Genomic DNA, 19,826 nt, shown 5'->3' with positions numbered 1-19,826 from the left:
CGCAGAGCGCGAGTTGCGCGGCGGCGGTGTCCCTCGTGGTGGCGGGCTGGCTGGTGGTGGCCCAGGGCCAGGGGCGACGGAGGGCCCGGGTGCTGTTCGTCGACGGGGTGGTCGAGTCTCCGTTGCGTGCGCGCTGGGAGCGGATTCGGGCAGAGCTCCGGCGACGGTTGCGCCGACGACGGGAGTGGTTCTGCCTGCCGGTGGCGCTGGCCATCGCCGTACTGGGGAAGTCCGTGCTGCCGGTGCTGGCGGGGGTGGTGGCCGTGCCATTGATGGGGCGGTGGCTGCGGAGACGGGCCCTGACACAGGAGCGGGAACGCAGGGCCGCTGGGCTGGTGTCGCTGTGCGGGGCGGTCGTGGGTGAGCTGCGGGCCGGGCACGAGCCGGGGCAGGCGTTGCTCGTAGCAGTCCGCGGGACCGGGGTGATGGGGGCGGCGGAGGCCGGTGTGACGGCTGCGGCGCGGTTCGGCGGCGATGTGCCTGCGGCGCTCGGACAGGCAGCGCGGGAGCCGGGCCTGGACGGGCTCGCCGGGGTGGCGGCCTGCTGGCGGGTGGCGGTCGACGGCGGGGCCGGGCTCGCTGCGGGCTTGGACCGACTGGAGGGCGCACTGCGCGCCGAGCGGCGCAGACGGGAGGAGTTGCGGGCCCAACTGGCGGGCGCCTGGTCGACGGTGGCCGTGCTGGCGCTGCTGCCGGTGCTGGGCCTGGGGCTGGGAGCGGCACTCGGGGCCGATCCGTTGATGGTGCTGCTGCACACACCGGCCGGGCTCGTCTGTCTGGTGGTGGGCGGGGCGCTGGAGACGGCTGGACTCTGCTGGGCCGGCCGGATCGTACGGGCGGGGGAGACGGCGTGAACGCGGCCACCGGAGATGTCACCCACCGGGCGGCGGCGCTGTGGGCGGCCCTGGGCGGGGTCGCGTACGTGGCCCTTGCCCTCGCAGGACGGCGGCGGGGGCGAATGGTACGGCGTCGGGGCGGGGCGCTGCTGTCGACCGGTCCGGAGCAGCGCCGACGTGTGTGGACGGTGCCCGGGGCACGGGTGAAGGAATGGATCACGTCCCTGGGCGCCGCGGCGGTGGGCGTGGTCCTGATCGGCGGCCTGCCGGGGTGCGTGATCGGGTTGGCAGGGGCGTTCGGTGCCTGGCGGTGGCAGCGGACCAGGCGTAGGCGTGAACCGGAGGCCGGGGCAGCGGAGGCGGCGGAGTTCGTACGCCAACTTCCGCTGGCCGCTGATCTTTTGGCGGCCTGTATCTCGGCCGGGGCCGGACCCCGGGAGGCGGCGGAGGCGGTGGGGGAGTCGCTGGGCGGGCCGGTCGGCGTGCGCCTGGCGCGCACGGCGGCGGAGATCCGACTCGGTGGTGAACCTGCGGTGGCCTGGGGGAGGTTCGGGAACATACCGGGCGCCGACGCGCTGTCCCGTTGCCTGGACCGGGCGGGATCGACCGGGGCCCCGGCGGCGGAACCGGTTGCGCGTCTGGCCGAGGCGATGCGGGCCGAGCGGGCGAGTGCGGCCGTGGCGCGTGCCCAGCGGGCCGGCGTGCTGATCACCGCACCGGTCGGACTCTGCTTTCTGCCCGCGTTCCTGGCGGTCGGGGTGGCGCCGGTGGTGATCGGTCTGGCGACCGGTCTGCTTCGCGCCGGCTGAAAGAAAAATATCAGTAAATATCCATTCCATACGAATTATGGATTTTCGCGGGGGTCGAAATGGTGCAGCGAATCAGGGGCTGGGTGCGGAGCCTGGTCGGCCGATTCCGGTCGGACAGCGGAATGACGACATCTGAATATGCGGTGGGGACGATCGCGGCCTGTGCGTTCGCGGCGGTGCTCTACAAGGTGGTCACCAGCCAGCCGGTCATGTCCGCGCTGCAGTCGTTGCTCAAGGACGCGCTCGATGCGAAGTTCTAGGAAGGGTTCCGGGGTGTGCGACGGGGGCCGCAGCTGTGTCGCCGGCGAGGCCGGCGACCGGGGTGCGGTGACGGCGGAGGCGGCCATCGCGGTTCCGGTGCTGGCGGTGTTCGCTCTTGCGCTGGTCTGGGCTCTGATGGCCGCCTCCGCCCAGATCCGGTGCGTGGACGCGGCCAGAGCCGGGGCGAGGGCGGCGGCCCGCTCGGAACCGGAGGCGCAGGCGCTGGCAGTCACCCGTTCGGCGGCACCCGACGGGGCTGAAGTCGCGATGGAACGAGCCGGGGAACTGTGGCGGGTACGGGTATCGGCGCCGATGCCCGGACTCGGCCCACTGGCGCTGACACTGCATGCGGACGCGGCTGCGCTCGCTGAGGACACGGTGGGGGCGACGACACCGTGACGCGGAAGGGGGAGGGCATTCGGAAGACCGTCAGCGGGTGGCCGTACAGGCAAGGGGGGCGCTGTCGCGACCGGGGGCGGGCCCCGGACCGGGACAGAGGTCTGGCGACGGTGTGGGTGGCGATGACCACGGCGACGTTGTGCGCGGTGTTCGCCGTCGTGCTGGCGCTCGGGCAGGTGGTGGTCGCCCGGCACCGGGCCGGTGGTGCGGCGGACCTGGCAGCCCTGGCAGCGGCCGACCGGGCCCTGCAAGGGCCTGAGGCGGCATGCGGGGCGGCGAAGGAGGTGGCCGAGGCGCAGGGTGCGGCGGTGGTGCTGTGCACGGTGCGCGGTGAGATCGCCGATGTGACGGCCGGCGTTCGCCTCGGGCCGTACGAGCCGACGGTCAGATCCCGGGCCGGCCCTCCGGTGGCCACTCACGACTCTCCGGAGCCGCCGCCTCCGGTGGTTCCGGAGGGCGCGGTTCCCCAGAGACGGGCCGAGCTGACTCCTTAAGACGGTTCCGGAGGGTTCGGCGGCTCCCCGGGGTCCGGCGGAGCGGATCGGAGGAGTTCGCCGAGCAGGCGCACGGCGCCGCGTTTGTGCAGTGGATCGTTGCCGTTGCCGCACTTGGGGGACTGGATGCAGGACGGGCAGCCCGCCTCGCATTCGCAGGACGCGATGGCCTGGCGGGTGGCGGTCAGCCACGTACGGGCGGTATGGAAGGCCCGCTCGGCGAAGCCGGCGCCGCCCGGATGGCCGTCGTACACGAAGACCGTGGGCAGCAGGGTGTCCGGGTGCAGTGGTACGGAGACACCACCGATGTCCCATCGGTCGCAGGTGGCGAAGAGCGGCAGCATCCCGATCGACGCGTGCTCCGCGGCATGCAGGGCGCCGCCCAGGATCTCCGGGTTGACACGGGCGGCGTCGAGCTGGTCCTGGGTGACCGTCCACCACACGGCGCGCGTGCGCAGAGTGCGAGGCGGCAGATGCAGTTTGGTCTCGCCGAGAACCTCGCCGGTGATCAGTTTACGACGTAGGAAGGAGACGACCTGGTTGGTGACCTCCACGGAGCCGTAACAGAGCCGCCCGTCGCCCCACGGGATCTCGGTGTCGGTCTCCAGCACGGCGATGGCGGTGGTGTCGCGGGCGGTCGTCGAGTACGGCGGGTCGGCTGCCTCGACCAGGGCCACGGAGTCCTCCAGATCCAGCTTCCGGACCAGATAGGTGCGGCCCTGGTGGAGATGGACGGCGCCTTCGTGAACGGCGGTGTGCGCGGCCGATTCGTCCACGGTGCCCAGCAGCCGACCGGTGCCCTCCTCGACGATCTGGACAGGGCGGCCGCCCTCGCCCCGGATGTCGGTGAGATCGGCGGCGCGCTCGCGGCGGGTCCAGTGCCAGCCCGATGCCCGTTTGCGCAGCAGCTTCGCGGCCTCCAGCTGTGGCAGCAGTTCGGCCGTGGCCGGGCCGAAGAGTTCCAGATCGGGGTCGGTGAGCGGGAGCTCCGCAGCGGCGGCGCAAAGGTGCGGGGCGAGGACGTACGGGTTGTCCGGGTCGAGCACCGTCGACTCCACGGGCTGCTGGAACAGAGCCTCGGGGTGGTGGACGAGGAAGGTGTCCAGCGGGTCGTCGCGAGCCACCAGGACAGCCAGGGCGCCCTGGCCGGAGCGACCGGCTCGGCCCGCCTGCTGCCACAGCGACGCCCTGGTGCCGGGATAACCCGCGATGACGACGGCGTCCAGGCCGGAGACGTCGACGCCGAGTTCGAGGGCGGTGGTGGCGGCCAGACCGAGCAGTCGGCCGGAGTGCAGGGCGCGCTCCAGGGCGCGGCGTTCCTCGGGGAGATAGCCCCCGCGGTAGGCCGCGACCCGGGCGGGGAGGGAGCGGTCCACCTCCGCGAGGCGCTCCTTGGCGATGACGGAGATCAGCTCGGCGCCACGCCGGGAGCGTACGAAGGCGACCGAGCGGACGCCTTGGACGGTCAGGTCGGTGAGGAGGTCGGCGGTCTCGGCGGTGGCGGTACGGCGGACAGGCGCGCCCTTTTCGCCGTGCAGTTCGGTCAGAGGCGGCTCCCACAGGGCGAAGACCATCTCGCCGCGGGGCGAGGCGTCGTCGGCGACCTCCTGGACCGGGAGACCGGTGAGGCGGCCCGCCGCGACGGAGGGCTCCGCCGCGGTGGCCGAGGCGAGGAGGAAGACCGGATTCGATCCGTAGCGAGCGCACAGGCGGCGAAGGCGGCGCACCACCTGGGCGACGTGGGAGCCGAAGACACCCCGGTAGGTGTGGCACTCGTCGATGACGACGAAGCGCAGGGCGCGCAGGAAGGAGGACCAGCGCGGGTGGGACGGGAGTATTCCGCGGTGCAGCATGTCGGGGTTGGTCAGGACGTAATTGGCGTACTGGCGCACCCACTCGCGTTCCTCGACGGGGGTGTCGCCGTCGTAGACCGCGGGCCTGACGGCGTTGCCGAGGGGGACGGCGAGCTCCTTCACCGCCCGCCTCTGATCGGCGGCCAGGGCCTTGGTGGGGGCGAGGTACAGGGCGGTCGAGCCCCGGCCGTTCGGGGCCTCGGAGCCGTCGAGCAGGGTGGTGAGGACCGGGGCGAGGTAGGCGAGCGACTTGCCGGACGCCGTGCCAGTGGCGATGATCACGGATTCGCCGTCCAGGGCGTGCTCGGCAGCGGCGGCCTGATGCGCCCAGGGGTGGTCGATTCCCGCCTTTCGGATCGCGGCGATCACTTCTGGCCGGATGCGATCGGGCCAGATGGCATGGGTTCCCGTGCGCGGGGGCAAGTGCTCCGTATGAGTGATGCGCGCGGACCGGCCCGCCGCTGCGGCGAGCCGGTCGAGGACCATGGCGGGAGAGGGGCGGGAGTCCCTGTTCTCGGCTGGTCGACTGGGGCGGTGATTCTTGGCCATCGGCACCGAGTGTGTCACTGGCGTGACGGACAATGGTCCCAAGGCGTCGTGCATGGCTGCTGGTAAGTGATTGAATGCCATCGCGGCTGGCGATCCGTCCCCCGGCTCCGCCGGGGAGACCGAGGGGCGACCGCTCGATAGCAAGGTGCTGGAGGATCCGTGGACCTGTCCTTGTCGACTCGCAATGTGTCCGGCCCTGGTGGCGACCGTACGGTCGTCGAGGTCGGTGGCGAGATTGATGTGTATACCGCGCCCAAGCTGCGCGAGCAGTTGGTCGAGTTGGTGAATGACGGCAGCTACCACTTGGTTGTCGACATGGAAGGCGTCGACTTCCTCGACTCCACCGGCCTCGGCGTGCTCGTGGGCGGCCTGAAGCGTGTCCGGGCCCATGAGGGCTCGCTGCGCCTGGTCTGCAACCAGGAGCGCATTCTCAAGATCTTCCGGATCACCGGTCTGACCAAGGTGTTCCCGATTCACACCACGGTCGACGAGGCGGTCGCGGCCACCGACTGACGTCCGGTTCGTGGCCGGTCCGCTCGTCGGATCGGCTGAATGCCGGTCCGACGGCCGGCCGGAGTTCCGGCAGCTGTCGCAGGCGATCGGTGCAACGTGGGCGGGCCTGGCAGCCGATCGGATCGCCAGGCAGCCGGGCAGCCAGGCGGTCGGGCAGTCGGCCAGATGGCGGGCCAGAGGGTCAGCCGGACGGTCAGTGGCCGGGGAGCCGAAGAGTCGGCACCCCGGGCCGGTCGAACGATCGTCCGGACAGCCGTAACCGGTCGGCGTTCGGTCGTTCGGCGGTCTGTGCGCCGTTGGGCAGCCGAGGTCCGTCGGGAAGGTCGTCGGTCGCTGGTGGTGCGAGGCCGCTGGGAGTGGGCTGACCGCCGGACGGGATTCTCCCGGCCGGGTCGGCAGCTGTACGTGGGCGGGCAGTCTGCGCAGTGGTCGACGGCCGGCTCGGTCGGCCGACGGGCTCGTCGGTTCCGAAGGCGACCGGAGCGAGACCGGAAGAAGGCCGGAAGACCGAATGAAGAGCGGGAAAAGACCGGAAGAAGAGCCGGGGGGCCGGGCAGCGTGCCCGGGTCCCTGAGGTGCACGCCCGTACGTCTGAAGGGGATCGCATGGCCACCGTTGAACTCCGCTTCAGTGCCCAGCCCGAGCATGTCAGGACGGCCCGCCTCGTGGCAGCCGCCGTGGCGCGCCGGGCGGGTGTCGATGAAGCCGTGCTCGACGAGGTCAGACTCGCCGTCGGTGAAGCCTGCAGCCGCGCAGTCGGGCTGCACCGCAGTCATGGCATCACCGCTCCCGTCTCCGTCGTTCTGACCGAGGAGGAGAAGTCCTTCTCCATCGAGGTCGGCGACGAGGTGCCCGGACCAGGCGCCGAGCCTGCGTCCGGTGGGCCTGCCGGAGCCTCCGCGGCACGCGGCGCCACGCCCGGCGTGGGGCTCGATGAGCCAGAACCTGAGGCCGACGCCCATGGCGAGGACGAGATGGGTCTCGCGGTCATCAGCGGCCTCGTCGATGATGTGGAAGTCAGATCGGGAGTCAAGGGCGGAGTGATCCGCATGAGCTGGCCGAAGACACCCGTGACCGTGCTTCCCTGAGGCGCGGTGGGTAGGCGCCACAGGCAGGCACGTCTGTGGCGATCCCGCCGAATGCCTTCTCGGATCAATTCCTTGATCCGCCTTTCGAGGCCCTGCTGAGCAGGGCCTCTTTTCATTTCCGTCCGATCAATGATCTACGGAAAATGTGCCTGCCCCATTACTGTATTCGGGTCGATCCGCAGCCGCGATCATTTGTCGATCCACCCGCGAAGGTCAATTACATTTACCGCACACTGTTTTGATCAGCTTCCGCTCCCTACAATCCGTCCACGTCTTGAGCGCTGAGCGTCAAGGAGGACGTATGGCGGAGTTCTTCAACACCCCACTGGCAGGACTGACGCAAGATTCCGCATTTTCCGCACCTTCCGGTTCCGTACCTTCCGGTGTCACACCCTTCGACCGACCCGTGTCGCTCGCGGACGCGGTGCTCACCGATCACAACCGCGTCATCGTGATCGTCATCGCGGTCGTCGCCGTGGTCGCGCTGGTCGTAGCCCGGCTGCTGGTGCGGCAGGTGCTGGCGGCCGGTGAGGGAACCGACCGCATGAAGGAGATCGCGGCCGCCGTCCAGGAAGGCGCGAATGCCTATCTGGCCCGGCAGTTGCGCACCGTCGGCATCTTCGCGGTCGTGGTCTTCTGTCTGCTTCTGCTGCTTCCGGCCGACAACTGGTCGCAGCGCGCCGGCCGTTCGTTGTTCTTCCTGGTGGGTGCGCTTTTCTCGGCGGCCACCGGATACATCGGCATGCGACTCGCCGTACGGAGTAATGTCCGTGTGGCCGCTGCTGCGCGTGAGGCGACTCCGGCGGAAGGTGAACCCGAAAAGGATCTCACCGCTGTTTCGCACAAAGCGATGAAGATCGCCTTTCGTACCGGTGGCGTGGTCGGCATGATCACCGTGGGCCTCGGCCTGTTCGGTGCCTCCTGTGTCGTCCTCGTCTATGCCGCCGACGCGCCCAAGGTGCTGGAGGGCTTCGGTCTCGGTGCCGCGCTGATCGCCATGTTCATGAGGGTCGGCGGCGGCATCTTCACCAAGGCCGCGGACGTCGGTGCCGACCTGGTCGGCAAGGTGGAGCAGGGCATCCCGGAGGACGACCCGCGCAACGCCGCCACCATCGCCGACAATGTGGGCGACAACGTCGGTGACTGCGCGGGCATGGCGGCCGACCTCTTCGAGTCGTACGCCGTGACGCTCGTCGCCGCGCTCATCCTCGGCAAGGCCGCCTTCGGCGACTCCGGACTGGCCTTCCCGTTGATCGTCCCGGCGATCGGCGTGCTCACCGCGATGATCGGGATCTTCGCCGTCGCCCCGCGGCGCGCCGACCGCAGCGGAATGACCGCCATCAACCGAGGATTCTTCATTTCCGCGGTGATCTCGCTCGTTCTGGTGGCCGTGGCGGTCTTCGTCTATCTGCCGTCCTCGTACGCGGATCTGGACGGTGTCACCGACAGCGCCATCACCTCGCACGGCGGCGATCCGCGGGTCTTCGCCCTGGTCGCCGTCGCCATCGGCATCGTGCTGGCCGCGCTGATCCAGCAGCTGACGGGCTATTTCACCGAGACCAACCGCCGTCCTGTCAGGGACATCGGCAAGTCCTCGCTGACCGGCCCGGCCACCGTCGTACTCGCCGGCATCTCCCTCGGTCTGGAGTCCGCCGTCTACACGGCGCTGCTGATCGGCCTGGGCGTCTACGGGGCGTTCCTGCTCGGCGGTACGTCGATCATGCTGGCGCTCTTCGCGGTGGCCCTGGCGGGGACCGGGCTGCTCACCACCGTGGGTGTCATCGTGGCGATGGACACCTTCGGCCCGGTTTCCGACAACGCCCAGGGCATCGCGGAGATGTCCGGTGACGTCACTGGTGCCGGCGCTCAGGTCCTCACCGACCTGGACGCCGTCGGCAACACCACCAAGGCCATCACCAAGGGCATTGCCATCGCCACCGCCGTCCTGGCGGCCTCGGCGCTGTTCGGCTCGTACCGCGACGCGATCGCCACCGCGGTCGGCGACGTGGGGGCCAAGGCCGGGGAGATGACACTCAGCCTCGACATCTCGCAGCCGAACAATCTGGTGGGCCTGATCCTCGGCGCCGCGGTCGTCTTCCTCTTCTCCGGGCTGGCGATCAACGCGGTGTCCCGGTCCGCCGGGGCCGTGGTCTACGAGGTGCGGCGGCAGTTCCGCGAGCATCCCGGGATCATGGACCACAGCGAGAAGCCGGAGTACGGGCGGGTCGTCGACATCTGCACCAAGGACGCCCTGCGCGAGCTCGCCACGCCGGGCCTGCTCGCGGTCATGGCGCCGATCGCCGTCGGGTTCACTCTCGGTGTCGGGGCGCTCGGCTCGTATCTCGCGGGCGCCATCGGTACCGGCACGCTGATGGCGGTCTTCCTCGCCAACTCCGGCGGCGCGTGGGACAACGCCAAGAAACTCGTCGAGGACGGCCATCACGGCGGCAAGGGCAGCGAGGCCCACGCCGCGACCGTCATCGGTGACACGATCGGCGACCCGTTCAAGGACACGGCGGGGCCGGCGATCAACCCCTTGCTCAAGGTGATGAACCTGGTCGCGCTGCTCATCGCCCCGGCGGTGGTGCAGTTCAGCTACGGGCAGGACGCGAGCGCCGGGGTACGGGCGCTGGTGGCGGTACTCGCCGTCGTCGTCATCGTCGGAGCGGTCTATGTCTCCAAACGGCGCGGGATCGCTGTGGGGGACGAAGAGGGCCCGAGCGGTGGGGACGGGGGAGGAGGCAGGCCCGCCGAGTCGCCCGATCAGGCAACCGTTTCGTGAAGCGGCGACGCGGGGACGGCCGCGGTACGTGATCTTCCGCGATCCAACGTCCGGGCGGGCGACCCATCCTGACGCGTCGTCCGCCCGGCGGTCTGTCCAGCAGCCCTGTCCGGCGGCCCGACCTGTGATCCCGACCTGTGATCCCGACCTGTGTTCTGTCCGGCGGCCGGCCCGGCGGTCGGCCCTGTGGTCCGTTCGGTCGTCCGTCCGGTGGCTCACCCGGTGGCCCACCCGGTCAGTCCACCCGTCCGCGCGCTTGCTCGTGCGCGTGTTCCCATGCGCCGAGGGCTGTGCGGGTGAGTTGTATCTCCCTCACTTCCCTTGGTGCAAATGGCTGCAAAAGCCTACTGATCGGACGTCCGGCACCCGGACGGAGTGCGCCCGACGTGTAAGTTCCGGGGCCGAGAGTCTTGGAAGGGACCGATCCGGTGAACAAGAAGCTTGCGGCCGCGCTGTCCGGCGGTGCGGTACTGGTACTTACGCTGTCGGGCTGCAGCAGCGACGACAAGAGCGAAAAGGTGAACGACTGGGCCAAGACGGTCTGCGACCAGGTCCAGCCCCAACTGCAGAAGATCGCGAACGCCAACGCCGCCATCCAGCAGCAGACCGCCGACAACAGCAAGCCCGCCGACGTCCAGAGGACCGACTCGGCAGCCTTCCAGCAGATCTCGCAGGCGTACAAGGCACTCGGCTCGGCTGTCGACTCGGCGGGTGCGCCGCCGGTCGACGGCGGCGAGACCACGCAGAAGGAGGCCGTGAAGGAGCTCAACGCCTCCTCCGCGGCGTATGCGAACCTGCAGAAGAAGGTCGATGCCCTCGACACGAAGGACCAGGCGAAGTTCGCCGACGGCCTCAAGGGCATCGCGGACGAGCTGAACAAGATCAGCACCAGTGGTGACGAGGCGCTGAAGAAGCTTCAGTCCGGCGAGGTCGGCGCCGCGATGGCGAAGCAGAAGGGCTGCCAGAAGCCGAAGGCCTCGGTGCCGCCGAACGCCGCCTCCCAGGAGTCGGAGTCCCCGTCGCCGTCCGCCTCGTCCGGCAAGAAGTCGTGATCGACCGGTTGCGGCGGTTGTAGTCGACGCAGCCGTTGTGCGCACGGCCCGGCGCCCTTGGCGGGCGCCGGGCCGCTGCCGTTGTCAGTGGGAACGGCCACAATGGGTGGGTGAGTACGACCAGTCTCCCCGCGCCCGACCGTTCGCCCCGGCTCCGCGAAGCCCTGCTCGCCGCCGCCTTCACCGCCGACGGGCTCCTCGACCTGCTCGGTGCACCCGCCTACGCCGCGCTCGCCCGCAGCGAGACGGTTCCGGCGCTGCGTGCGACCCGGGGCGACTCCCCGGTCGACACCCTGGTGCGGCTCTTCCTGCTCCAGCACCCCGTCCCGTACGAGCGGGCCCGTGCCGCGCTCCCACTGGCCGAGTGCCTCGAGGACGGCTGGGTGACCCACACCGACGGCGAGGTGCGGGCCACGGTCGACGTACGGCCGTACGGCGGGCCCGAGGGGCAGGACTGGTACATCGTCTCCGACCTGGGCTGCGCGGTCGGTGGCGCGGGCGGCATCGGTTCGCGGGAGGAGGGCGTGGTGCTCGGCGTCGGCGGGGCGTCCACCACACTCGCCGGGATCACCGTCCGTACGCCTGTCGCCTCCGCGCTCGATGTCGGTACGGGCTCCGGCATCCAGGCGCTGCACGCCTCACAGCACGCCACTCGGGTCACGGCCACCGACCTCAACCCGCGCGCGCTGGATTTCACCCGACTGACGCTCGCCCTGTCCGGCGCCCCCGCGGCCGAGTTGCGCCTGGGATCCCTGTACGAGCCGGTCGGCACGGAGACGTACGACCTGATCGTCTCCAACCCGCCGTTCGTCATCTCGCCCGGAGCCCGTCTCACCTACCGCGACGGCGGCATGGGCGGCGACGATCTGTGCCGGATCCTGGTGCAGCAGTCGGGCGACCGGCTGAACGAGGGCGGCTACGCCCACTTCCTCGCCAACTGGCAGCACGTCGAGGGCGAGGAGTGGCAGAGCCGGCTGAGTTCCTGGGTGCCGCACGGCTGCGACGCCTGGATCGTTCAGCGCGAGGTCCAGGACATCACGCAGTACGCGGAGTTGTGGCTGCGCGACAGCGGTGACCACCGCACGGATCCCGCCGAGTACGCCGCGCGGTACGACGCCTGGCTGGACGAGTTCGAGGCCCGCAAGACCAAGGGCGTCGGCTTCGGCTGGATCACCCTGCGGAAGTCCGCCGCGGCAGCGGCCGGGAATCCCTCGATCGTGATCGAGGAATGGCCGCACGCCGTGGAGCAGCCGCTGGGACCGGCGGTCCAGGCCCACTTCGCCCGTCAGGACTACCTCCGCGAACAGGACGACGCGGCGCTCCTGGCCGGGCATTTCACTCTCGCCGCCGAGGTCGTGCAGGAACAGGTCGGGCTGCCGGGCGCGGAGGATCCCGAGCACGTGGTGCTCCGTCAGAACCGCGGCATGCGGCGTGCGACGAAGGTCGATGCCGTTGGCGCGGGCTTCGCGGGAGTGTGCGACGGGACGCTGCCCGCGGGCCGGATCCTGGACGCGATCGCCCAGTTGATGAACGAGGATCCGGTGCTGCTGCGCGACCGTACTCCGCAGGCGATCCGGCTGCTGGTCGAGGAGGGCTTCCTGGAGCCGGTGGCACCGGTGCCACCGGTGAGCTGACGACATCGGTGAGCGGCAGCAGCCGGTGAGCTGACGGCGAGGCCGTGCGCTTGGTACCCCTGTGCTCCCGGGAGCACAGGGGGGCGAGCGGCTGTTGCGTTCGCCTTCGTTCCGGGACCCGGACACCGGGCACGGTCTCCGGGCTCGGGCCTCCGGGCTCGGGCCTTCGGGACCATTGCCGGGGCCGATCAGGAAGGTTCTTTCTCCGGTTCCGGTTCCGGTTCCGGTTCCGGCTCCGGCTTCGGTCTCCGGGTCCCGCCGGCCGTTCCGTCGGCCGTCCCCGGCGCCGGGCTCCGGCATCGGGCTCCGTTCCGGTTCGGGTGTGTGCCGCCGTACGTACGGAACGGCCTCGCCATCAGTGCCTTTGTGCTCGCTGCCGCGGTCCGCCGCGAGGGGCCGCTGATTCCGGTTGGTTCACGGCCCGGAGCTGCCCTCGGGCGTCGGTTCCGCGCTTCCTCGCGGCCGGGCCGGTGGTTCCGGGATACGCGAATCCGGCCATTCACCCGGGGTTCGCGTCCACGACGCCCCGGGGTGGCAGCCTCCCCCCTGACCGGACGGCACAGGCCCCGGCCGGACAGGAACAGGAAGGCGTACGGGCATGGAGAGCGGACCTGCGGTCTTCGCCGGAACGGCGTTCGCGCTGTTCGGCGCCGCGCTGCTGCTGTGGACGGGGTCGCGCGTGCTGCACCGCGCGCCGGTGGCCCAGGGTGTGAGCCCCATCGCTTCCGCCACCCTCGCCACTGTGTTCGGCGTACTTTTTCTCGTCCTCGGTGTGTGGTGCTTCACCCGCATCTGATCCACTTCCTCACCGGACCCGGCCGGGAGCCGGGGGCTCGGTGGGCCGCGCCGGGGAACACGCCCGGACCGACCGCACTTCACCACCTGCGTCCGCGCCGCCGCCACAGCGACCAGAAACCCGCAGGCAGCGGCCGTGCGCGCGGTGGGCCGGGCAGTCCGGGCGGCAGGAATGGCGGAAGTCGGGTTACCGTTCGAGTGGCCGTTGCGGGCTTTTGCCGTTTGACACGGGGGCGGGTTGTACCGTCACACTCCGCAGCGACAGCACCGTCGGCAGCGTCATCGCGCTGCCCGGATGCCCACAGAGTGTCGACCGGAGAGAAGAGCGAAGTTGTCCCCGACCAGCGAGACCGCACAGGGCGGCCGCCGACTCGTCATCGTCGAGTCGCCTGCCAAGGCGAAGACGATCAAGGGCTACCTCGGCCCCGGATACGTCGTCGAGGCGAGCGTCGGGCACATCCGCGACCTGCCGAACGGCGCCGCCGAGGTCCCCGACGAGTACACCGGCGAGGTCCGTAGGCTCGGCGTCGACGTCGAGCATGACTTCCAGCCCGTCTACGTCGTCAACGCGGACAAGAAGGCGCAGGTCAGGAAGCTCAAGCAGCTGCTTGCCGAGTCCGATGAACTCTTCCTCGCCACCGATGAGGACCGCGAGGGCGAAGCCATCGCGTGGCACCTGCAGGAAGTTCTGAAGCCCAAGGTCCCGGTCCACCGGATGGTCTTCCACGAGATCACCAAGGACGCGATCCGGGAGGCCGTCGCCAATCCGCGCGAGCTCAACCAGCGCATGGTCGACGCCCAGGAGACCCGTCGTATCCTCGACCGCCTCTACGGCTACGAGGTCTCGCCGGTCCTGTGGAAGAAGGTCATGCCGCGTCTGTCGGCCGGCCGTGTCCAGTCCGTGGCGACCCGTCTCGTCGTCGAGCGGGAGCGCGAGCGCATCGCCTTCCGTTCCGCCGAGTACTGGGACCTGACCGGCACGTTCGGCACCGGACGCGCCGGTGACGCCTCCGATCCGTCGGCACTGGCCGCCCGCCTCAGCGCGGTCGACGGCCGCCGCGTCGCCCAGGGCCGTGACTTCGGTCCGGACGGGCAGCTGAAGTCCGGCGCCGGCCAGGTGCTGCACCTGGACGAGACGAACGCCCGCGCCCTGGCCGCCGCGCTCGCCGACGCCACGTTCGCCGTACGGTCCGTCGAGTCGAAGCCGTACCGCCGCTCCCCGTACGCCCCGTTCCGTACGACGACCCTCCAGCAGGAGGCGAGCCGGAAGCTGGGCTTCGGTGCCAAGGCCACCATGCAGGTCGCGCAGAAGCTGTACGAGAACGGCTTCATCACCTATATGCGTACCGACTCCACGACCCTCTCGGACACCGCGGTCTCCGCGGCGCGGGCACAGGTCACGCAGCTGTACGGCGCCGACTACCTGCCGGACAAGCCGCGCACGTACGCCGGGAAGGTCAAGAACGCGCAGGAGGCGCACGAGGCGATCCGCCCCTCCGGCGACCGCTTCCGTACCCCTGCCGAGACCGGCCTCACCGGCGACCAGTTCCGGCTCTACGAGCTGATCTGGAAGCGGACCGTCGCCTCCCAGATGAAGGACGCGGTCGGTAACTCCGTCACCGTCAAGATCGGCGGCCGGGCGAGTGACGGCCGCGACGCCGAGTTCTCCGCGTCCGGCAAGACGATCACCTTCCACGGCTTCATGAAGGCGTACGTGGAAGGCGCCGACGACCCGAACGCCGAGCTCGACGACCGCGAACGGCGCCTTCCGCAGGTCGCCGAGGGCGACGCGCTGTCCGCCGAGGAGATCTCCGTCGACGGGCACGCCACCAAGCCGCCGGCCCGTTACACCGAGGCCTCGCTGGTCAAGGAGCTCGAAGAGCGCGAGATCGGCCGCCCGTCGACGTACGCCTCGATCATCGGCACGATCCTGGACCGCGGCTACGTCTTCAAGAAGGGCACGGCGCTCGTCCCGTCCTTCCTCTCCTTCGCCGTCGTCAACCTGCTGGAGAAGCACTTCGGTCGGCTCGTCGACTACGACTTCACCGCGAAGATGGAGGACGACCTCGACCGCATCGCGCGCGGCGAGGCCCAGGCCGTGCCGTGGCTGAAGCGCTTCTACTTCGGCGCGGGCGACGACGACACGGCGGGAGCGGGCGCGGCCTCCGACGCGGGCAACGGCGACGGCGACCACCTCGGCGGACTGAAGGAGCTCGTCACCGACCTCGGCGCGATCGACGCGCGTGAGATCTCCTCCTTCCCCGTCGGCAACGAGATCAAGCTCCGGGTCGGCCGTTACGGTCCGTACATCGAGCGCGGCGAGAAGGACTCCGAGGGACACCAGCGCGCGGACGTGCCGGAGGACCTGGCACCCGACGAGCTGTCCGTCGAGTACGCGGAGGAGCTGCTGGCCAGGCCGAGCGGCGATTTCGAACTCGGCGCGGACCCGGTCACCGGACATCAGATCATCGCGAAGGACGGGCGTTATGGCCCGTACGTCACCGAGGTGCTCCCCGAGGGCACTCCGAAGACCGGCAAGAACGCGGTGAAGCCGCGGACCGCCTCGCTCTTCAAGTCCATGTCGCTGGACACGGTGACACTGGCCGACGCGCTCAAGCTGATGTCGCTGCCGCGTGTCGTCGGCGAGGACGCCGACGGCGTGGAGATCACCGCGCAGAACGGCCGCTACGGTCCGTATCTGAAGAAGGGCACGGACTCGCGTTCGCTGACCGCCGAGGAGCAGCTCTTCGACATCACCCTCGACGAGGCCCTCGCGATCTACGCCCAGCCCAAGCAGCGCGGCCGCGCCGCGGCCAAGCCGCCGCTGAAGGAGCTGGGCACCGACCCGGTGAGCGGGGCTCCGGTCGTGGTCAAGGACGGGCGCTTCGGCGCGTACGTCACCGACGGGGAGACCAACGCGACGCTCCGGACCGCCGACAGCGTCGAGACCATCACGCCGGAGCGCGGCTACGAGCTGCTCGCCGAGAAGCGCGCCAAGGGGCCCGCCAAGAAGACGGCGAAGAAGGCTCCGGCCAAGAAGACGGCCGCGAAGAAGACGGTGGCCAAGAAGACCACGACGGCGGCCAAGAAGACGGCGGCGAAGAAGACCGCGGCGAAGAAGACGACCACCGCGAAGAAGACGACGACCGCCAAGAAGGCGACCGCGACGAAGAAGGCAGCCACGGCTTCCGCGGAGGACTGACCGCACGATCGGTCCGATCGCCGGAGGGGCTGGGTCTTCCAGCCCCTCCGGCGTTCGCGTACCGGGGGTGTGCGCGAGGGGCTGGGTCTGTGCGGCGGGGCCCGTTCCGGCCCGGGAGAGGGAGGGGGCCGAGCCCGGCACTCCGTCCTTCAGGAGCCGAAGGGGCCCAGAGCGGCGCGGTAGGCCCCCCGGTCGTCGGAGGGTCGGAACGCCCTCGGGCGCCCATATGTTCGGGCGGGGCCTCCGGGGACCCCGTCGCTCCGGATAGGCTGGGCGGATGACGCGAGCCGAGCAGCCAACGGTCGTGAGCCCCACCTCCGACACACTTGCCGCAGACTCACGCGAGCGCGCCGTACGAGCCCTGTTGCGCGTTCCCCCGCTGAAGCGGTTGTGGAGCGCCCAGCTCGTCGGTGGAATCGGCGATGCACTCGCCCTTCTCGTGCTGGTGCTGATGTCGCTGCAAGCGGCGGTCCTGGAGGGCTCATTCGGAGCTGGATACCGAGGGGTGGCGTTCGCCGTCGCCGCGGTGTTCGGTGCCCGGATCCTTGCCACCCTGCTCTTCGGAGCCGTACTCCTGGGGCCGCTGACGACGCTCACCGCGCCAGGAGGACCGCTGGACCGGCGGTGGCTGATGATCGGCACCGACGGGCTGCGGCTCGCGCTGCTGGTCGTCGCGCCGCTGTGGATCGACTGGATGCCCGACAAGGCACTCATGATGATCCTGATCACCGTCTTCGTCGTCGGTGCGAGCGAACGCCTGTGGACGGTCGCCAAGGACGGCGCAGCCCCCGCGCTGCTGCCCGCACCGCCCCCCGAGGGTGCCGCGGTACGTCCCCTGCCCGACCGCCTCGACGCACTGCGCCGGCTCTCCCTCCGTACCGACTTCGCCGCCGTCCCGGCCGCCGCGGCCGTCCTGCTGATCGCCACGCTCATCGGCAACCTGCTGGGCTCGGGCCTGGAGTGGTTCTCGTTCCATCAGGCGGCCCTCGGCTCGTACGTCGCGGCCGGGCTCTTCTCGGCCTCCATCTCGACCCTGTACTTCCTGGAGCTGCCCGGTTCGCAGACGCCCCGCCCGCGCTCGCCGCTGGAGGGCCTGCGCCGGCCGTCGACCGGCAGTGGTCCCGACAAGGGCCGCACCGGAGCCGTACCGCTGATCGTCGGCGCGTCGGCCGCGGTCGCCGGAGCGATCGCCGCCGCCGCTGCCGTCGCCGTGCTGCACGCCGCCGAGCTGGGCGGCGGGCCCGCCGCCTTCGCCCTGCTGGTCCTCGGACTGACCGGCGCCACCGGGGTCGGCATCCGTACCGCCGGGAAGGTGCTGCCCGCGCTGTCGCGACGCAGGCTGCTCGCTCTGGCCATCGCCGTCACCGGTGTCGCGCTCCTCGCCATGGGCCTCGTGCCGGACACGGCGACCGTGCTCATGATCGCGGTGCTCGCCGGTTACGCGGCGGGGGTCGCCGCCCACACCGGTCATGTCCTGGTCGACCAGGAGACCGAGGAGTTCCGCCGGGCCAGGACCACGGAACACCTCCAGGCCGTCGTACGGGTCCTCATCGCACTCGGCGCGCTCGCGGGGCCGCTGCTGGCCGCGGCGATCGGTGCCCATCGGCTGACCTCCGGGGGCTTCGTCTTCGCCCACGGTGGAGCGGCCTTCGCCCTGATGCTGATCGGTGCCCTGCTGCTGCCCGTCGCCGTGATCGTCCTTGCCAGGACGGACGACCGTTCCGGGGTGCCGCTGCGCCGCGACCTGCGTGAGGCGCTGCGCGGCGGCGACCCGGCCGTCGCCCCCGCCGCGACCGGTTTCTTCCTCGCCCTGGAGGGTGGCGACGGCGCCGGCAAGTCCACCCAGGTCGAGGCGCTCGCCGATTGGATCCGTGCCAAGGGCCACGAAGTCGTCGTCACCCGTGAGCCGGGTGCGACCCCGGTCGGCAAGCGGCTGCGCTCGATCCTGCTCGACGTGTCGTCGGCCGGGCTCTCCAACCGGGCCGAGGCACTGCTGTACGCCGCCGACCGCGCCGAGCACGTCGACTCGCTCGTCCGTCCGGCGCTGGAGCGCGGCGCGATCGTCATCTCCGACCGCTACATCGACTCGTCCGTCGCCTACCAGGGCGCGGGCCGTGATCTCTCCCCGACCGAGATCGCCCGGATCTCGCGCTGGGCGACGAGCGGACTCGTACCGCATCTGACGGTGCTGCTGGACGTCGACCCGGAGACCGCGCGGGAACGGTTCACCGAGGCCCCCGATCGGCTGGAGTCCGAGCCGCCCGAGTTCCACGCCCGGGTGCGGGCCGGTTTCCTGACGCTGGCCGCGGCCGACCCGACCCGCTACCTGGTGGTGGACGCGGGCCAGGATCCGGAAGCGATCACCACGGTCGTACGTCACCGGCTCGACCAGCTCCTTCCGCTCTCCGAGGCCGAGATCAAGGCCCAGGAGGAGGCGCGCAGGGCGGCCGAGGAGGAGGCCCGGCGCAAGGCCGAGGAGGAAGCGGCCCGCAAGGCCGAGGAGGAGCGGCTGGAGCGCGAGCGGCAGGAACAGCTCGCCAAGCTTCGCGCCGAGGAGGAGGAGCGCAAGCGCCGCGAGCTGGAGGAGGCGCGTCGGCGCGAGGAGGAACGCCAGGCCGAGGAAGCCAGGCAGCGGGCCGAGGAGGCCCGGCGCCTGGCCGAGGAGGAGCGGGTCAGGCTGGAGGCCGAGGAAGCGGCCCGCGAGGCCGAGCAGGCCCGGCTGCGCAGGCAGGCCGAGGAGGAAGCCCGGCTGCGCAAGGAGGCCGAGGCACGACGGCTGGAGAAGCAGCGCAAGGCCGAGGAGGCACTGCTGCGGGCCGAGGCGGCCCGTCGGCAGGCCGAGGCCGACGCGGCTGCCGCTGCGGAGGCGGCGCGCGCCGAGGCTGCCGCGGCGGCGTCCGTACCCGACAACGAGATCACGGTGCCGACGCCGATCGTCAGCCCGAACGAAGTGACACAGCCGGTGCCTTCGCCGGTCGCCCCGACCACGCCGTCCGACGAGGCCGAAACGGCGATGATCCCGAAGATCCACGACCGGTCGGAGCGGTCCGAGCGGTCGGATCAGGCCGACTCCTCCGACCACCGGTCCGACCGGCCCGGTGCCGCCGGTGCCGCGGACGAGACGGCGGTGCTTCCTCCGGTACGGGACGCACGGGATGCACGAAGCGCTCGGGACACCCAGGACCCCCGGGACAGCCGTGGCGCCTGGGACGCTCGGGACGTGAATCCGTCGGACCGGGTTCCGCGGGGCATCTTCCGTGATGAGCGCCCGGCGGACGCCGCGTCGGAGCGCGAGAACGAGCGCACGCGCGAGCTTCCGCAGATCAGCGACCCGGGCGCGGGTACCCCGCAGCCGGTTCAGGATCACTGGGACGGCCAGGAGCACCAGGAGGGCCAGGGGCGCCGAGGCCGGCGTCCTCGTCCCGACTGGGCCGAGGAGACCCCGCTGGACGATCTCCCCACGCTGGCGGACGAGCTGCTCGGCGACCACCGCGACGACGAGGGCTCGGGCTCCTCGGGCCGGGGACGCCGACCGCGCCGCTGAACCGCGACGGCTGCC

At 71.0% G+C, this 19,826-nt stretch carries 14 protein-coding genes; 13 read left to right on the top strand and 1 reads right to left on the bottom strand.

What is annotated here, in order from left to right; all coding sequences use genetic code 11:
* The first annotated feature begins 26 nt into the window (after positions 1 to 26).
* The 5 genes from ABZ826_RS28275 to ABZ826_RS28255 are packed head-to-tail and all read left to right on the top strand — an operon-like array spanning position 27 to position 2,799.
* Positions 27 to 854, top strand: a complete 828-nt coding sequence (locus ABZ826_RS28275; RefSeq protein WP_361454188.1) for a type II secretion system F family protein — start codon at positions 27 to 29, stop codon at positions 852 to 854.
* Positions 855 to 892: 38 nt separating this feature from the next.
* The gene (locus tag ABZ826_RS28270) at positions 893 to 1,645 is read left to right on the top strand and encodes a type II secretion system F family protein (RefSeq protein ID WP_361454185.1); all 753 of its coding nucleotides are present in this window, start codon (positions 893 to 895) and stop codon (positions 1,643 to 1,645) included.
* Positions 1,646 to 1,704: 59 nt separating this feature from the next.
* Positions 1,705 to 1,905: a DUF4244 domain-containing protein gene (locus tag ABZ826_RS28265; RefSeq protein WP_361454140.1), complete on the top strand. Its 201-nt coding sequence runs from the start codon at positions 1,705 to 1,707 to the stop codon at positions 1,903 to 1,905.
* Complete coding sequence (locus tag ABZ826_RS28260) at positions 1,892 to 2,305, top strand: TadE family type IV pilus minor pilin (RefSeq protein ID WP_361454137.1); 414 nt, start codon at positions 1,892 to 1,894, stop codon at positions 2,303 to 2,305. Before ABZ826_RS28265 ends, ABZ826_RS28260 begins: the two co-directional genes overlap by 14 nt.
* A 17-nt stretch (positions 2,306 to 2,322) precedes the next feature.
* A complete protein-coding gene (locus tag ABZ826_RS28255) occupies positions 2,323 to 2,799 on the top strand; it encodes an Rv3654c family TadE-like protein (RefSeq protein ID WP_361454182.1) in 477 nt (158 codons plus the stop codon).
* On the opposite strand, the gene ABZ826_RS28250 is transcribed toward ABZ826_RS28255, so the two are convergent.
* Positions 2,796 to 5,282 carry a DEAD/DEAH box helicase gene (locus ABZ826_RS28250; RefSeq protein ID WP_361454134.1) on the bottom strand — a complete coding sequence of 829 codons (2,487 nt, stop codon included), beginning with the start codon at positions 5,280 to 5,282 and terminating at the stop codon, positions 2,796 to 2,798. The genes ABZ826_RS28255 and ABZ826_RS28250 overlap by 4 nt on opposite strands.
* Positions 5,283 to 5,360: 78 nt before the next feature.
* Here ABZ826_RS28250 and ABZ826_RS28245 point away from each other — a divergent pair, with 78 nt between their 5' ends.
* From ABZ826_RS28245 to tmk, 8 genes are all read left to right on the top strand, one after another.
* Positions 5,361 to 5,714, top strand: a complete 354-nt coding sequence (locus ABZ826_RS28245; protein WP_003967428.1) for an STAS domain-containing protein — start codon at positions 5,361 to 5,363, stop codon at positions 5,712 to 5,714.
* Between the two features lie 605 nt (positions 5,715 to 6,319).
* Positions 6,320 to 6,802 carry an ATP-binding protein gene (locus ABZ826_RS28240; protein WP_361454131.1) on the top strand — a complete coding sequence of 161 codons (483 nt, stop codon included), beginning with the start codon at positions 6,320 to 6,322 and terminating at the stop codon, positions 6,800 to 6,802.
* A 301-nt stretch (positions 6,803 to 7,103) separates the two neighbouring features.
* A complete protein-coding gene (locus ABZ826_RS28235) occupies positions 7,104 to 9,584 on the top strand; it encodes a sodium-translocating pyrophosphatase (RefSeq protein ID WP_361454128.1) in 2,481 nt (826 codons plus the stop codon).
* A gap of 428 nt (positions 9,585 to 10,012) precedes the next feature.
* Positions 10,013 to 10,636 carry a small secreted protein gene (locus tag ABZ826_RS28230; RefSeq protein WP_361454125.1) on the top strand — a complete coding sequence of 208 codons (624 nt, stop codon included), beginning with the start codon at positions 10,013 to 10,015 and terminating at the stop codon, positions 10,634 to 10,636.
* A 110-nt stretch (positions 10,637 to 10,746) separates the two neighbouring features.
* A complete protein-coding gene (locus ABZ826_RS28225; protein ID WP_361454122.1) occupies positions 10,747 to 12,270 on the top strand; it encodes a class I SAM-dependent methyltransferase in 1,524 nt (507 codons plus the stop codon).
* A gap of 598 nt (positions 12,271 to 12,868) precedes the next feature.
* Positions 12,869 to 13,066 carry a hypothetical protein gene (locus tag ABZ826_RS28220; protein ID WP_351076972.1) on the top strand — a complete coding sequence of 66 codons (198 nt, stop codon included), beginning with the start codon at positions 12,869 to 12,871 and terminating at the stop codon, positions 13,064 to 13,066.
* Between the two features lie 330 nt (positions 13,067 to 13,396).
* Positions 13,397 to 16,267 carry a type I DNA topoisomerase gene (topA, locus tag ABZ826_RS28215; RefSeq protein ID WP_361454119.1) on the top strand — a complete coding sequence of 957 codons (2,871 nt, stop codon included), beginning with the start codon at positions 13,397 to 13,399 and terminating at the stop codon, positions 16,265 to 16,267.
* Between the two features lie 277 nt (positions 16,268 to 16,544).
* Positions 16,545 to 19,811, top strand: a complete 3,267-nt coding sequence (gene tmk, locus ABZ826_RS28210) for a dTMP kinase (protein ID WP_361454116.1) — start codon at positions 16,545 to 16,547, stop codon at positions 19,809 to 19,811.
* Positions 19,812 to 19,826 lie beyond the last annotated feature (15 nt).

Origin of the sequence: Streptomyces sp. NPDC047515 (genome assembly GCF_040643055.1) — a bacterium.
Taxonomy (GTDB): domain Bacteria; phylum Actinomycetota; class Actinomycetes; order Streptomycetales; family Streptomycetaceae; genus Streptomyces.
The sequence above is the reverse complement of the archived record's forward strand: the minus strand, read 5'-3'. Positions and strand labels throughout refer to the sequence as shown.

Bases quoted from the DNA above. Each gene is read 5' to 3' on its own strand.
- ABZ826_RS28265 (WP_361454140.1), top strand. From the start codon at position 1,705: ATGGTGCAGCGAATCAGGGGCTGGGTGCGGAGCCTGGTCGGCCGATTC.
- ABZ826_RS28260 (WP_361454137.1), top strand. From the start codon at position 1,892: ATGCGAAGTTCTAGGAAGGGTTCCGGGGTGTGCGACGGGGGCCGCAGC.
- ABZ826_RS28250 (WP_361454134.1), bottom strand. From the start codon at position 5,282: ATGGCATTCAATCACTTACCAGCAGCCATGCACGACGCCTTGGGACCA.
- ABZ826_RS28240 (WP_361454131.1), top strand. From the start codon at position 6,320: ATGGCCACCGTTGAACTCCGCTTCAGTGCCCAGCCCGAGCATGTCAGG.
- ABZ826_RS28235 (WP_361454128.1), top strand. From the start codon at position 7,104: ATGGCGGAGTTCTTCAACACCCCACTGGCAGGACTGACGCAAGATTCC.
- ABZ826_RS28220 (WP_351076972.1), top strand. From the start codon at position 12,869: ATGGAGAGCGGACCTGCGGTCTTCGCCGGAACGGCGTTCGCGCTGTTC.
- tmk (WP_361454116.1), top strand. From the start codon at position 16,545: ATGACGCGAGCCGAGCAGCCAACGGTCGTGAGCCCCACCTCCGACACA.